The 15,368-nt window shown below is 33.2% G+C and carries 15 protein-coding genes and 1 pseudogene; 3 read left to right on the forward strand and 13 right to left on the reverse strand.

Annotated elements, in window-relative coordinates; all coding sequences use genetic code 11:
• Window positions 1-358 precede the first annotated feature (358 nt).
• The gene (locus BUC25_RS02850) at window positions 359-931 is read right to left on the reverse strand and encodes a nitroreductase family protein (RefSeq protein ID WP_073199460.1); all 573 of its coding nucleotides are present in this window, start codon (window positions 929-931) and stop codon (window positions 359-361) included.
• Between the two features lie 363 nt (window positions 932-1,294).
• Here BUC25_RS02850 and BUC25_RS02855 point away from each other — a divergent pair, with 363 nt between their 5' ends.
• Both BUC25_RS02855 and BUC25_RS02860 read left to right on the forward strand, forming a co-directional pair.
• The gene (locus BUC25_RS02855) at window positions 1,295-2,548 is read left to right on the forward strand and encodes a helix-turn-helix domain-containing protein (protein WP_073199462.1); all 1,254 of its coding nucleotides are present in this window, start codon (window positions 1,295-1,297) and stop codon (window positions 2,546-2,548) included.
• A gap of 69 nt (window positions 2,549-2,617) precedes the next feature.
• Window positions 2,618-2,773 (forward strand): DUF1540 domain-containing protein, encoded by a 156-nt coding sequence (locus tag BUC25_RS02860; RefSeq protein WP_073199464.1) that lies wholly within the window; start codon window positions 2,618-2,620, stop codon window positions 2,771-2,773.
• Window positions 2,774-2,828: 55 nt separating this feature from the next.
• On the opposite strand, the gene BUC25_RS02865 is transcribed toward BUC25_RS02860, so the two are convergent.
• The 4 genes from BUC25_RS02865 to BUC25_RS19260 all read right to left on the reverse strand — a co-directional run bounded on the left by BUC25_RS02865 (window position 2,829) and on the right by BUC25_RS19260 (window position 3,897).
• Window positions 2,829-2,966 (reverse strand): YvrJ family protein, encoded by a 138-nt coding sequence (locus BUC25_RS02865; protein ID WP_073199466.1) that lies wholly within the window; start codon window positions 2,964-2,966, stop codon window positions 2,829-2,831.
• Window positions 2,967-3,146: 180 nt separating this feature from the next.
• Window positions 3,147-3,359: a DUF2922 domain-containing protein gene (locus BUC25_RS02870; protein WP_073199468.1), complete on the reverse strand. Its 213-nt coding sequence runs from the start codon at window positions 3,357-3,359 to the stop codon at window positions 3,147-3,149.
• 33 nt (window positions 3,360-3,392) lie between these two features.
• Window positions 3,393-3,617 carry a DUF1659 domain-containing protein gene (locus tag BUC25_RS02875; RefSeq protein WP_073199470.1) on the reverse strand — a complete coding sequence of 75 codons (225 nt, stop codon included), beginning with the start codon at window positions 3,615-3,617 and terminating at the stop codon, window positions 3,393-3,395.
• A gap of 136 nt (window positions 3,618-3,753) precedes the next feature.
• Complete coding sequence (locus BUC25_RS19260) at window positions 3,754-3,897, reverse strand: hypothetical protein (protein WP_170862631.1); 144 nt, start codon at window positions 3,895-3,897, stop codon at window positions 3,754-3,756.
• 198 nt (window positions 3,898-4,095) lie between these two features.
• Here BUC25_RS19260 and BUC25_RS02880 point away from each other — a divergent pair, with 198 nt between their 5' ends.
• The gene (locus BUC25_RS02880) at window positions 4,096-5,124 is read left to right on the forward strand and encodes an LCP family protein (RefSeq protein ID WP_073199472.1); all 1,029 of its coding nucleotides are present in this window, start codon (window positions 4,096-4,098) and stop codon (window positions 5,122-5,124) included.
• A gap of 409 nt (window positions 5,125-5,533) precedes the next feature.
• Here BUC25_RS02880 and galU read toward each other — a convergent pair whose 3' ends face one another.
• From galU to BUC25_RS02915, 8 genes and pseudogenes are all read right to left on the reverse strand, one after another.
• Complete coding sequence (galU, locus tag BUC25_RS02885) at window positions 5,534-6,430, reverse strand: UTP--glucose-1-phosphate uridylyltransferase GalU (protein ID WP_073199474.1); 897 nt, start codon at window positions 6,428-6,430, stop codon at window positions 5,534-5,536.
• A 470-nt stretch (window positions 6,431-6,900) separates the two neighbouring features.
• Window positions 6,901-8,067, reverse strand: coding sequence for a nucleotide sugar dehydrogenase (locus tag BUC25_RS02890; protein WP_073199476.1), 1,167 nt, complete (start codon window positions 8,065-8,067; stop codon window positions 6,901-6,903).
• 218 nt (window positions 8,068-8,285) lie between these two features.
• Window positions 8,286-8,474: a hypothetical protein gene (locus BUC25_RS02895; protein WP_073199478.1), complete on the reverse strand. Its 189-nt coding sequence runs from the start codon at window positions 8,472-8,474 to the stop codon at window positions 8,286-8,288.
• A pseudogene (locus tag BUC25_RS19525) lies at window positions 8,461-9,058 on the reverse strand (Rossmann-fold NAD(P)-binding domain-containing protein); the annotation flags it as partial. The pseudogene BUC25_RS19525 and the gene BUC25_RS02895, both read right to left, overlap by 14 nt.
• A gap of 624 nt (window positions 9,059-9,682) precedes the next feature.
• Window positions 9,683-10,747, reverse strand: coding sequence for a glycosyltransferase family 4 protein (locus tag BUC25_RS02900; protein ID WP_073199480.1), 1,065 nt, complete (start codon window positions 10,745-10,747; stop codon window positions 9,683-9,685).
• Between the two features lie 214 nt (window positions 10,748-10,961).
• The gene (locus BUC25_RS02905) at window positions 10,962-12,422 is read right to left on the reverse strand and encodes a hypothetical protein (RefSeq protein WP_073199482.1); all 1,461 of its coding nucleotides are present in this window, start codon (window positions 12,420-12,422) and stop codon (window positions 10,962-10,964) included.
• Window positions 12,423-12,653: 231 nt separating this feature from the next.
• Window positions 12,654-13,697 (reverse strand): glycosyltransferase family 4 protein, encoded by a 1,044-nt coding sequence (locus tag BUC25_RS02910; protein ID WP_073199484.1) that lies wholly within the window; start codon window positions 13,695-13,697, stop codon window positions 12,654-12,656.
• 575 nt (window positions 13,698-14,272) lie between these two features.
• The gene (locus tag BUC25_RS02915) at window positions 14,273-15,193 is read right to left on the reverse strand and encodes a Wzz/FepE/Etk N-terminal domain-containing protein (RefSeq protein WP_073199486.1); all 921 of its coding nucleotides are present in this window, start codon (window positions 15,191-15,193) and stop codon (window positions 14,273-14,275) included.
• Between the last annotated feature and the right edge of the window lie 175 nt (window positions 15,194-15,368).

Below are 15,368 nucleotides of genomic sequence, written 5' to 3' on the forward strand. Positions count from 1 at the left end.
GATAAAAGCACCTACCTATTTACCTTAAAGAACATATGTTCCTTTCAGGATATCACATTTTTCATAGGGACACAAACTTATACATCTTAACAACCGGGTTGTCAGTATTACGTATTTCCAACTAATTCTACTATAGCCCATTTTGCACATCGAAATGATAAGCTGCTTTTCTTCTTGTAAATCAAGTGATCCTTTTTGCAAATTCGCCGCTCTTCTTGCATTTCAAGCACTCCTTCTTGCAGATTCGCCGCCCTTCTTGCATTTCACTTACTCCTTCTTACATCTTGCAATGTAGTAAGTCAACAAAACAAAAAAACATGGATTTTCGTTAACGAAAATCCATGTTTGGACTTGAAATTTAGAATTTAAAGGAACCTTCCATCACTGTTTCTGTAAGTGGTCTTCTGGTGGATGGTATTTCTCTTTCCTGGAATTTCTCTTCTAGTCTTTCTTTTTCATCTTGATATCCAATAGCAACTACGGCATGGATGTCATAATGCTCAGGTATGTTGAGAACTTCACGTGCCTGGTCTTGATAAAATCCACCCATTGCGTGTGTGATTAAACCTTTTTTCATTGCTTGTAATGAAAGAAAACCCCATGCTGTTCCCGCATCAAACGCGTGTGTTCCTCCTGCATCTGTATCTGAAATGATTAAAACAAAAGCTGTTGCTTTATCACTCCATGCACGATTTCCATCCATGATAAAAGAATTGAACTTATTGCGATCCTTTTCAGTCCTCGCAGCAATGAACCGCCAGGGCTGTTTGTTGCTTGCCGAAGGTGCCCAGCGAGCTGCTTCCAACACACTCATTAATGTAGCTTCATCTACCTCTTTATCGGCGAACGACCGTGGTGACCAACGACTTAAGAACATATCATCGATTGGATAGGTAGCTTCGCGATATTCCGTTATATTTATTTTTTTCATAAGTATTCCCCCTTAGCCTTTCATTATAAAACATACACAGGCTTATCTCAAAAATCACGCTTCTGGGCTTTTATCATATTTTATAATAAGAAAGGGAAAAGGAGCAATATCATGAAAGCATTCCTCTATTTTTGTTTGATCATGATTGTTGGTTTTCTTATTTTGGTACCATGGCTATTATTTGTCGTTCCTTTAATGGGACTCAAAACGTTTATTATTCTACTGCTCTTGATTATTTTTGGGTTTTTTGTTGAAATCTTATGTAAATAAATGATTTTTTTCAAATATTTTGCAGGATTTTCGGTGATACTATCGAATTATATAAATAGTACCATAAAAATATTTGAAAGTGAGATGAAGTAAGTGTATGAAATAGGTCAATTAATTAAGTATCACAGGGAAAAGATGAACTTGAGCCAGAAGCAATTAGGAAAAATGGCAGGTTATTCTGCGGCAACAATCAGTAAACTTGAATCAGGTCAGTATCACCCTCCAGAGCACCTACTAAAAGCCATCCAAAGCATACTGCATATTAATGAACTTGTTCATGATGAAACACATCCAACATATGTACAATTATCCTCTTGGCAAAAAGTCATCGCCAGTAACAATATCGCTGAATCGCAGCATTGTTATCAACAAATAAAGAAACTTCCGAACAGTTATTATATAAATTATGAGAGTATCTACCTTCTTCATAGCTTCCAGCACTTTTTACTTTGCTTCAATCTTAAGGAAGCACGTTCTCTTTTTGATGTTATCCAAGAGAAAGCATACCATTTTACTCCTCAAAAAGCCTATCAATATAATAAGACGATAGCTAGGTTCTATATGTTACAGGATGAACTAAAAAATTGTTTAGCACATCTCCATGTTAGTAAGAAACTTAACCAGGAAACTTATCAAAAAGATGGTGATATCTACTTGTATCATGCCATTGTCTACAGTAAAGCAGTTAAAATTTCCGATTCCAACCATAATGCTACAAAAGCTATCGAATTATTTCAGGAATCAATGGATGTAGAAAACATTCTACTGTCTCGAGTGATTCTGATCATAAACGATATGCACCTTGGCTACTACCATCGCTCCATTGAATCTCTTCATCACATTTTAGAAAACAACCCTAAAAGTATGAACAAAACCTTTATCCAATATATACTTGCCCTTGCCTATTTTTTCATTAAGGACTATGAGATATCATTAAAATATAGCAGAAATGCGATATATAGTGAAAAACGGCCTGCTTTAAAAATGGCCTACTTATACTTGAGAGCTACTACTTTTGCTGTAATTGGCGATCCTAAAAATGCAATCGTTTACATTAATGGTGGTCTGCAATTAAATCAAAGTAAAAAATACACCTATAAATTATATATTTTACAGCAAATCCTTGAGCAAACTTGCTGGTCTCTGGAATTTCAACACAAAATGAAGAAAGAAATCATCCCCTACTTTACGCGAGCTGGTGATCAAGTAGAAGTCGACTTTTGTTATGCGCTTCTCGGTGATATTTATCATTCCTTACAGCATTATAAACAATCATCCAATTACTATTATCAGTCTGGCGGCAATCCTTTAATCGCAGAAATTTTGGCAAAATATCCACAGAAATAACCTTCCATGATTACCCATACATTTTTTTATGGGAGATGACTTACACTACCTTTATAGGAGGTGGGTAAGATGGCGAAAGACGTTAAATGTGAGGTTAACAACTGTAAGTATTGGGCGGAGGGCAATAGATGTATAGCAAGTAGCATCTATGTCGTCAGCCATACCGGAAAAAGTGCTGCCAATGAGAAAGAAACAGATTGCCAAACATTCGAACCGACCGTCTGACAACCTTCTTTAATGACCTCAGCTAACCAGATGTTAGCTGAGGTTAATTTGTGAGTTAGCGCATTTTTTCAGGCAAGGCAACGATGGATTCAATTAATGTATTCAATTTTGTTTCGATGCGATGCAACAAATAAAAAGTGACCGCAACCGGAAACCCAACATCCGTGATTAAAGATATCCATGTCTCATCCATATTTTCCACTCCTTTTCAAAATGACTTCCTGTTCACAGGATAAGTTTAGCTCTTCACTGGATAAGTAATCTTATCCAGTGAACAGACCATTAAATCCCGTGAAGGGAGTAACTTATCCCGTCAAGCGAAGCCAATATCCCGTTAAGAAAAAGGGGAGCTGTATAAGCCCCCCTTACTCTGTTAAATTTCTATTTCAGTTACATTACGTTCGACAATGCGGGCGCTTTTCTTGGCAACTAGATCTCCGCCTGAGGAAAATAAGGCATTTTGAGCAAGGATCGTATCCATTGCATTGTTGACAGCAACTTCATCCACAGGTTCAACAGGATTATCTAATCCGATTGTTACTGTTTTCCCTTCCTCATTTTCAAATTTCAATTCGATCTTTTTCATCTATGGCACCTCCTTCGTTTATTAATGGAAAAATTAATCTTCTGTAATTAATTCTGTGTCATTTCGTTTTACCGAATAAAGGACAAGCTGTTGCAATGGAGTGATTGCTTCTGTAATTGCTAAAAGCTGATCCGCTGTCGCATCCAATTTGACATTGTTAAAGGATTTCGACTTATAAATCGGATCACCTGAAGTAGGATCCACTCCATTTTCAAATGTTAATTGCAGTCTGGAATCAATACGTTCCGCTGAAGCCATATGAACACCTCCCTTCATTTCTATAATCTGTTTGGGAGGGAGAAAGGTGTCGTTTGACTTATAATTTCTAGGCGCAGGGTAGGAAGTACTTCTATACTTTTCTATTAAAAAAAAGCATCTAAATAGACACTTTTTATCACTTATTTGACTTTATTATTTTTGGCAATTGTTTTTTCATTTCTTTTATGATATTTTCAACACTTGCACCTTTCGTGCCGTTAGTGTATGCATTTTGCAATATCGTTAATAAATATTGCTTGTCCTTCTCTAACTGTTCCACAACGTGCTCCTCCAATTTCAGAATAAATTTCACCATTTTTAATCATAGCATACATTATCGTGAATAAGTGTGTAATAATAATGGTATTTATTACGTTATTGTTACAATAACTGATAACATTCGCAACAACATTGCCAAAAGATAGAACATTCTTTATAATAGACAAAGTCAATAATTTTACAATTAAGGGGAATACATATGGAACGCAAGGAAATACGAAAACGAAATAAAAAACAAAAAAACAAAAAAAGACTAAAACTTTTTTTCCTTATATTCGGAGCTATCTTAGTCTTAGGCGTTGGATCTGGATTATATATTTTATATGAGACATATCAAGCAGCAAGTGAAACATATGAAGAACTAGACCGAGGAGAAAAATCTGATAATCGTGAAGAAGTAGTCACAATTAGCGAGGATCCTATATCTATATTGTTGATGGGAGTTGAGGATTACTCATCAGGTGGTAAAAATGGTAGATCTGACACCTTGATGGTCGCAACATTTAACCCTGATGATGAAAAATTAAAGCTACTTAGTATTCCACGTGATTCTTATGTAGAGATTCCTCGGAGAGAAGGGAAAGACAAGATAAATCACTCTTTTGTCTTTGGTGGTAAGGAATTAACAATTAAAACAGTTGAAAAATTACTTGATATCCCGATTGACTATTATGCAACAGTAAACTTTGAAGGTTTTAAAAGTATAGTCGATACATTAGATGGTATTACAGTAGATGTTCCATTTTATTTTGAACAAAAAAGTTATGGTCGATCGGAGAAACTTCAATTTTATGAAGGTGAAATGGAACTAAACGGTCGTTACGCATTAGCATATGCTAGAATGAGATTAGACGACCCTAGAGGTGATATTGGGCGAAATGAGCGACAGAGGCAAGTAGTTGAAGCTATCATTAAAGAAATTACCTCTGCATCTACTATTACAAAGGTTGATGATCTTGCCAAAGATTTAGGAGGTAATGTGGAAACTAACCTTAAGATAAGTGATGGAATTGACTTTCTAAAAAAGTATTCTGATTTTCGCACTTCAAATATTGATGAAGTAATTCTTGATGGTGCTAGCGAATATATTGGAAGTTATTCTTATTACATTCTTGATGAGGAATCACTAGCGGAAGCGCAACATGAACTCAAGGTACATTTAGAGTTAGAAGAACCTAAAACTCAAACAACTGAAGATTCACAAGCAAAAGAAGAGCCAACATATTAAAATGTTGGCTCTTCTTTTTAAATATTCCGTTTCCTTAATCTATTTAACATTGGTTGTTGACCATTTAATACGATTCAAAATAGTTCCCCTATAATTCCATTTATTTTCTCATTCTCCATGGGATAAGTTTTCGAGAGCACTTCACTCGAAACGCGCCCCCCAAGGATTTTAAAAAGGACGTTGTGTACGACCTAATGATAAACCCTAGATATAATTGGCTCGAGTTTCTTTGACTGGTGACCAAGAGCTAAAAGCATATGAATCTGTCTCTTACTCCTAGAAGAAGACAATAGCTTTTAATCCATTTTAACCAAAAAAATACATATCTATTCATTGCTTTCATCATTCATAACAACAATCTACTTTTCATCTTCTAAAAGAAAAGCTGTTATATTCTATATGATAAGTTTTAGCTTTTAGGATAGCTTGTTTCTTGTTCGGATTGTTCTAAGAGATTTTGAAGTATCCTTTTCACTTCATCACCAATTTCCTCATTTTGTAAAGCAAACTCAATTGTCGTTTTCACAAAGCCTAACTTCTCACCGACATCGTATCTTTCACCTTCAAAATCATAAGCAAAGACGCTTTGTGTTTGATTCAACTGTTGAATGGCATCCGTTAACTGTATTTCTCCACCAGCACCGACATTTTGTGAATCTAAATAGCCAAATATTTTTGGTGACAACACATAACGCCCCATAATTGCTAAGTTAGATGGTGCTGTACCTTGTTCTGGCTTTTCCACTAATTGTTTAATAGAATAAAGATTACCAATTTTTTCCGTGGGTGCTACAATTCCATATCGATGGGTCTCATTATCTGGTACTTGTTGGACACCTAATATCGATCCGCCTGTCGACTCATACTGTTCTATCATTTGTTTTAGACATGGTATTTCTGATTGTACGATGTCATCCCCCAACAAAACAGCAAAAGGCTCATCTCCTATAAATTTACGTGCACACCATACCGCATGCCCAAGTCCTAGAGGTTCTTTTTGTCTAATATAGTGGATATCAACTTGTGCTGGTTGTTTTGTTTTTTCTAATAACTCGAATTTTCCTTTTTTCATTAAATTATCTTCTAATTCAAAGTTATGATCAAAATGATCTTCAATAGCCCGTTTCCCTTTGCCCGTTACAATAATAATATCTTCAATTCCTGATTTGACAGCTTCTTCCACTATGTATTGAATAGTAGGCTTGTCTACAATAGGAAGCATTTCTTTCGGCATTGCTTTCGTTGCTGGCAAAAATCTTGTACCAAGTCCTGCAGCTGGAATAATAGCCTTTCTTACTTTTTTCATCTCTATTCCTCCAAGAAAAGTAGTAATTGATGTTATTCTATATAAAGAACAACGTGATTATTAACATAATTTTCTAGCTAAAATAAATAATCGACCTTAAAAGTATTTTATAGTTCAGCTTTTGAGAGCACCTTATGAAGATACTGGACATTTATTGATTCATTATAATTAACTCTTTATGATAGATTATTTTCTCATTAAATAGCTTATCAAATTTTTTCGACTCAGTCTAATTATGTCTTTCTTCATTTCGCACGAAACACGATGAATAGTACTATAGCAACGATGAAATAATAAAACATAACATAATGATTGCGAAGATAAAATCTCCAATTTATAAGCTCCAATTTTGACATATCATATTAGTCACATCTTTTTTATTTATAATATAATAGAACAAGGCAGCATTTGGAGGATGCATGACAAAATAAGTGAAAAATAAGGACAGTTCCCTCCCTTCCCCCTACTTTTTAATCCCTACTAAACAAATCCCGAGTATATACCTTATCCGCTACATCTTTAATATCATCTGTCAAACGATTAGCGACAATCACATCTGCCACTTCCTTAAACGCATGGAAATCCTTCACTACTCGTGAGCCATAAAAATCATTGTCTTGTAAGGCTGGTTCATAGACGACAACTTCAATACCTTTTGCTTTAATGCGTTTCATCACACCTTGAATCGCCGACTGTCTGAAGTTATCGGAGTCTGTCTTCATCGTTAACCGATAAATACCTACGACATCGGGATTTTCGGCGAGAATACTATCAGCAACATGATCTTTACGCGTTCTATTCGCATCCACAATCGCAGCCATAATATTGTTTGGCACATCTTGATAGTTAGCTAATAACTGCTTGGTATCCTTTGGTAGGCAGTAACCACCATAACCGAATGATGGGTTATTATAATGTGTTCCAATACGAGGGTCTAACCCTACTCCTTCAATAATTTGCTTACTATTCAACCCTCGAACTTCTGCATATGTATCTAATTCATTAAAAAAGGCCACACGCATTGCCAAATATGTATTCGCGAATAATTTGATAGCTTCCGCTTCGGTAGAATCTGTATAAAGAATGTCAATATTTTCTTTGATCGCACCTTCAGCCAACAATGTTGCAAATACTTCTGCACGCTCTGATCTTTCTCCTACTACAATTCGTGATGGATACAGGTTATCATATAACGCCTGACCCTCCCGTAAAAATTCAGGAGAAAAGATAATATTATCTGTATTATATTTTTCCCGCAATTCTAAAGTATATCCAACTGGTAAAGTAGATTTAATCACCATTGTTGCTTCTGGATTTATCTCCAATACAGTCTCAATCACATTTTCAACCGTACTCGTATCAAAATAGTTACGATCTGGATCATAATTCGTTGGCGTAGCGATAATGACAAATTCAGCCTTTTCATATGCGCGTTTTACATCTGTCGTTGCCACTAGGTTCAACCTTTTTGTTTCTAAATAATGTTGAATCTCTTCATCCACAATTGGTGACTTCTTCTTATTAATCATCGCTACTTTCTCTTCTAAGATGTCTATTGCGATTACTTTATTATGTTGTGCTAACAAAACGGCATTCGATAACCCTACATATCCTGTCCCTGCTACAGCTATTTTCATCGTTCATTTCCCCTTTAATATAATTGTTGTACGTTAAAATAACTATCAATCGTTCCAATTTCATATCGTAAGCCTTCAAATCGATAAGGTGTACCTTTTTGCGCTGAATTAACCATAACCATGGAAAAAGATGCCTAGTTCATCAGGATTGGTCCCTTCTGCTATATATTGCTTCATTGAGGGTAATATATGTAAAAAGGGGATACAGCAAAATTCAATTATGGCAATGCCTGCTTCTCCTCTAATGTTGTGACGATCCTATCCACATTCACTTCTGCAATACCTGTACGTTTCATTTCTTCCTGATCGTCTAACGCATGGGTCGTGATACTATCGGCATTGATGTCATGATCTCTTTTTACAAAATTGACCAGTTCAAAGTCAAAGATATTGTCAGTCACCTGCAAAAACTATAATAACCTCTGTTTGTAAGCCTTGTTTAATAGGTGATTTTGGTATAAAGTCAATTGTCCTCTTACAAGCAGTCTGTTGAAGAGTAAGTTACGGGAACTTCACCAAACTTGATAGGTTCGAATTCTTTCTTGAATACAACGTTACGACCTTACGCTTTGCTCACAGCCTTTACTAATGAAGTAACAAAATACATGAACTTCTATAGGATATTATTTCCAATATTATAAATCTTATGTAGGACACCACTTGCTGGTACATAAGGGATTAATTTCTCGATCCCTTCTACGATATCATCAATTCAGGTAAAGCCATAGTAAAAATCATTGTTCAAATCACTGTTATTAATTATTTTGATCGGTTTATCGGCAACATATTTATCTGCAAATACATAATACGCTATATTCAGCCTTCCCATAAAGAAACGTAAACCCGTCGAGGGAATGTTATAAAGTGGCTATAAGTATGTGCCATTAATTCATTAGATTTTAGGTAGATCTATATAAAGAAACAGTATGATTGACAAAATCCGTCTTCTCGAAGGGTACTTTTTATTCACACCGTAGACGGAACTAGAACTTTAGCTAAATATCTGCCTTTATATACGTAAAAGTTATCATCATGTCCATACACCTTCATTTATCACAGTGCTACCGACGGAAAGACTCCCCTTCAAGATTCGAGTATATCAAAGGAGCTAAGCAAGGGATAACAATCGCTAACATACTGATAAGTTTCACTAACCCTAATATAATTTTACTATATTATAATAAAAACGTACACCTGATTGTTAAAGACCGGTAATGATATGATTTAGTATGACTTCATGATAATGCTGAAGCAATGGAAGAAACGCTTTGTGGAATATGCTTGTCGACTTTGTTTGTTCACGGAATATCAGCCTATATCTTGTGAAACTGAGAACTTTTCTTACGAAGAACAGCTAATACCCCGACATGAATAGCCTCCCGCCCCTGAAGTGAGCCCAGCATCTCGTCAAGAGCACACATATTCCATTTCCTTCAACATTTTCTGTATCTTTTTCTTTGCATATTTGCCCCAATGCTTTACGGCGTTTTCCGAAATACCTTGTTGTTTTAAAATTATTTACACGCATGATAAAAGTAACAAACCATCACCTTTGCTAATCCGATAATATTACTGTATATCCATTAACATTTGTATATCCTCATCGATCTCTATATTATTTTCTTGTCAATAGCCTTTGTATACTACTTAGTACAGGCTTTTGTCCATTTAAAACTACTCCAGAAAGCTCTGCTATTATTTGTATCCCTAACAAAATCAATCCAAAAATAACTAATGATACTAGCATCGTAGTGCTGCTAAAGATAATAGCCATAATCCCAAAGAAACCACTAAATGCATATATAATTAATACCGCAGTTTGATGGCTATACCCTATATCCATTAATTGATAATGAATATGTTTTCTATCTGGAGCACCAATATTTTGTTTATTTATTAACCTTCTGAGTATAGCGAATAGCGTATCAAATATTGGTACTGCAATTACAATTATAGGTATAATAAAACTGAATAAAGCTACATTTTTAAATAACCCTAACATTGAAATAACAGCAATTGCATAACCTAAAAATAATGCTCCTGTATCACCCATGAATATTTTAGCAGGGTAAAAATTATGATAAAGAAAGCCTAAGCAACTTCCTATCATTATAATACAAAGATATACCACTAATAGTTGGTAATCCATAATCGCCATGATTAATATGCTTGTTAAACCAATAGCAGAAACTCCAGCAGCAAGCCCATCTAATCCGTCAATCAAGTTAATTGAATTAGAAACACCCACAATCCAAAGAATTGTCAAAGGATAGGAAAATCCATGAAGCTCTACAGGACCAATGAATGGAATAGTTATTGCATCAATTAAAAGTCCTGAAGACATCACAATAACAGATGCAATTAATTGTCCAATAAGTTTTTGATATGCTTTTAAACTTATTAAATCATCTATAATACCAGTGACAATTATAACCAAACCACCAAGTATTATAGCTAACATATAAGGGTGTTGTGGCTGTATATATAATAATCCAGCAACTACTCCTAAGATGATAGCAATTCCACCAAGTCGCGCTCTTATCCTTTCATGCTTTTTTCTTTCATCAGGAAGATCTATTGCATTTATTTTTATTGCTAGCTTTTTCACTATTGGTGTAGTAGCAAATGCGACTACAGCAGATAATACAAATGCTATCACGAGTTCAAGAATATTATACATAGGATCCACCCACTTAAATTGTAATTCGTTTTATATTGAATAAGTTTTGTCAATGACAGATTTTATATACTCATTATTATGTTGCTATCTATATATTTTAGTCGATTCGTTGTTTAAATTAATCCCTGCTTCGTCCTTTAACTTCTGATGATCGGGACCGTGTATTAATTTATCAGTGGGTATTACAGACGCTAACTCCCTGATAAGTCTCACTTTATTTAGAGATAGATTCCGTTTCAAGCATCAAAATATCCTTCACATTTTCTTTATAGATATCTTTATTAAACACGCTATTGAATTTAAGCTTAAGATAGTTTGGAAAATTCAACTTATAAGAACCTTCTTTTACCACTATATACTTTTCTTCACTCATTTCATAATTATTGATATTAAAATATAAGAAGTGCTTTAGTTTATTCATTCTATACATGTCTATTTTGATCGCTTTGCTTTGCCCAAGTCTCCTAGTTTCACCAAAAACCTTTTTAAACATACCGGTGTATTCATAGAAACGATATATTCTATTATTTGCATTTAAATAAAGTATTTGATCATCAAAGATAAAGGTTGTATTTTCCTCAAAAATCTCAGCATCCCCAAAGTGTTCCATTAATGACTTTTGTTTTAACCAACCCTTTTCAAAATCGTAATATACTCCTATATTGGTAACAATAAACATACTTACTAAGACAGAGAAAATACACACTCTTACTTTTGATTGAAGATGGAAAATATCGAATATCAATGACAAAAAATAATACAATATAAGACTCGCCCCTAAGGGGACTAGTATTTGTTGTCTGCTATTCCAATCATTTAACATTGGCATTTTTCCAACCGCTAGATATGCGTAGGTACCAGCTATAAATACAACAACCCCTAGTACTATAAAGAATAAATTTCTTATAAATATTGGTAAACCTATTGTTGGTTTTGATTTAATTTTAATAAAGGTAATCAGCAATAGCAAAATGATAAACATGAACAACCATTCCATGATAGTGTTTGGAATAGACCACTTTATCACTTCAATAAATGAATAATCAAAGCTATCAAGTATATTTTTAAATAAGCTAGTTAATTTAATAGGCCCTATTTCATTGTATTCCTTATATAAACCTGTCGTAACAAATACATTATTTTTAAATACCCAATATAAAATAGGTAGAATAAAAAAAACGGTGTGCTTAGCAACTATCTTAATAAGGTTCTTAACATTCCAAATAGAATCTTTATTAAAATATAACAGATAAATATGGTTATAATATAAAATACTAATAAAGAGGGAGTAAAAAAAGAAAAAAAATAAGGATAAAGACACAATTCGAACAATAATACTCCGCTTTTTCAAGAATATCGTAAATAACCATAGCACAAAAAAGAATAAAAAGTGATTTATTGAATGATTAACTATTACTAGACTAATCTTAGCCGAGTTAACAGGAAATGTAATAAAAAATAAAACAATAAATAGCCGTGCTGTGGATCCAATTTCTCTTATATTTCTTAGTATCAGATACAAAAACAAACCTGAAAAGAAATAGCTTAAAAAGGTCAATAATTTAAATACAAATACACTCTCATCACCAAAAATCAAAAAAATTGTTTTCAGTTCTGCTAAAAAGGTATAATATCCATTCGCAGCAAATTGTTGTTCCAAACCTTCAAAACTCATATTATAAACTGTCCCACAGAGTTAGTAAAACCTGGATTAGATAACTTTTCTTCTGGTGATGTGTGTTCCTTTGTCTAAATAATCTCCTTATTATATCCCAATAAAGTTGAAATATCACAAAAAGAAGCACTCCTAGTAAAGGGTGCTTCTCCAAGCAGTGCTGTATTTATGACGAATCATAAGTTTTCGCTTCACAGTCGTGTGCTTCAACTAAAGTATATTTTTAGTTATCTAACTTTGAAATCTCGAAAGAAAATTAATGATAGGTTTATACTTTTTCCCTACTAATCCAGTCAACTCCACTGTTAGTTCAATCGCGATCAATAAGAATATTAATGTAATAGTTGATCCCCATAAGGTAGATCTAGTAAAAATTATTGCTGCTGTACTAAAGATACAACTCATAGCATAAATCAGAAGAACTGTCTGTCTATGAGTAAATCCCAGACGTAGTAAACAATGATGTAAGTGCAATTTATCAGGTGCTGATAAAGGTTTCTTCAATAGAATCCTTCTAATTATGGCAAATAAAGTATCCAAAATTGGCACACCTAATATAATAATAGGAACTAGTATGGAAAAGAATGTTACATTCTTAAAAAGCCCCATAATGGATAATATACTAATCATGTAGCCTAGCAATAAAGAACCTGTATCCCCCATAAAAATTTTCGCTGGATGAAAGTTATAAAGCAAGAAGCCTAGTGTGCTACCTACAACGATAAATCCTAAGAGAGCCACAAATGTATTACCGATCGATAACGCCATTGTTGAAATCGTAAGTAAGGCAATGGAAGAAATTCCGGCTGCTAAACCATCTAATCCATCTGTTAAATTAATTGAATTAGTTATTCCTACGATCCAAAGAATAGTCAGAGGAATACTAATTATACCAAACTCTAATCTATCAACAAATGGTAGTGTTAGAAACTCAATTTTAATACCACCAAATATCGTTAGGATAGCAACAATTATTTGACCTAAAAACTTTACTTTTGGGCTAAGGCTAAATATATCATCTAATACACCGATTAAAGCAATTAGCGTTGCCCCAACCAATATAAAAATAGTCTCTTTTTCCTTAGGTAGAAAGAGTAAACTTCCTATAATTATACTTATATATATACCTAGTCCACCTAATCTGGGCATTATTTTTTCATGTACTTTTCTTTTATCAGGCTGATCTGTTGCACCCATTTTAAGTGCTAACTTCTTTACATACGGAGTAAGCAGTGTCGTAATTAAAAAACACACCAATAATGCTATAAAAACCATTTTTATCCTCCAAATCACTATTAACAATTTATTTTAAAGAGTTTGTTTTTTATATTTCCTATCATTCGAGTACTTGAGTAATTATACTAGAATGATAATTTCTTTTCAACTATAATTTTATTTTTCGAAAATAAAATGTTTATAGAATAGATTCATTGGAACTAAAAGAGACCCTCAGCTATTCAAGTATTCAAGCTATAACACGAACACGAATTTTAAAGCGATGAGTTAGAAGTGAGGATGAAACCATATTAATTCCTTCGATAATTTGCCTACTCAGCTCTCTTTCCCCAACAAGTTACACTTCTTCAATAAGTGAAATTTTGGCCTATATAACTTTACCACACTAACTTTGAAAGCAAGTTAAATCTATCATTCATTTTTTCTTTTTTAGATAACTATTTGTCAGGATGTTAGTAACCTTTATCCCCCTCTAAGTAAATCTTCACAAGTTCTTCTCGTTCTTAAGTGGGGGTATTACAGACGGTTATTCACTGTGATAAAGGTTATTCAATTACTCATTATTTTATTCAGGTTTCTATATATTATTTTAATTCTGTGTAGATTAGATGAAGTTAACTGTTCTTATTTACTCTAATTTCTTCTTTGAAAAATTTCATAAATAGGACTAAGAAAATTCCCAAAAAGAAACCGATAAATGTGAATATGAAATATATATAAGAATCCTCAACTGAGCTCTCAACTGACTCCATTTGGTTATCACTAATCTCAAGCATTTCAATTCCATTTTCTTTTAAAGTTAAAAGGTCTGTATAATGAGTTGAAGATTCTTTATAAGAATTGATATGATTTGTGATTTTACTGCTTATTTCTATAAAAGCTATCTTTTCAGAAGGTGTTAAGTTATTTATACTAGCCAATAACTCCTGAGAAATATTAACAGTCATTTCGCCTATTAAAGCATCTTTTATAAAAGATAAGCTCAACAATTCGTTTTGATGGAAACTACTATCTTCAAATTCATTATAAGCTTCTGTTACATTCAACATATCACTCTCAACTTTTTGTTCATATTCCTTTATTTGTTCTGTTAATAGCTCATCTAATTGTGTACCTACATAATTTTGGGTTAGTTCTGTTATCTCTTTTAAAATTAATTCATTTTGGTTTTGATTTTTTCCTTTTATAGTAATAGTTAACAGTTTATTTTCTGTAGAGTTATTAATGCTAATTGAGTTTATTATTTTTTCTTCACTAATTTGTAAATCTGTATTTTCAATCAGTTGCTGCATTAAATCATCTGAAGTTATGATATCCGTGAAGTTTTGAGTACTCACTATTTCGTTAATCTCTTCATTTAATATTTCATAATTTCCCTTTGGAAAATTATATGTTAATTTCAATGAAGTAGAGTACGTGTTTTCCTTCAAGAATTCATTTACAACAAAACTTAGACCTATAGAGACAAGAATAATTAATAAAATAACTATTTTGCCTTTCCATATCGTTTTTAGTACATCTTTTAATTGGAACATTCTTTCGTCCTCCAAATTTAATAAATTAACTTATTTATTATTTATATAATCACTTCAAATATACTTTTAGTTTGAAATGTGAATCTAATTTATTTTAAGATACTTTTACCTTAATTTAAATAGTTAATTGTTCCTGTATTTATTGTTTCCTTATTAGATTTTATTATACTATACA

This window comes from Gracilibacillus kekensis (assembly GCF_900143085.1).
Taxonomy (GTDB): Bacteria; Bacillota; Bacilli; order Bacillales; family Amphibacillaceae; genus Gracilibacillus; species Gracilibacillus kekensis.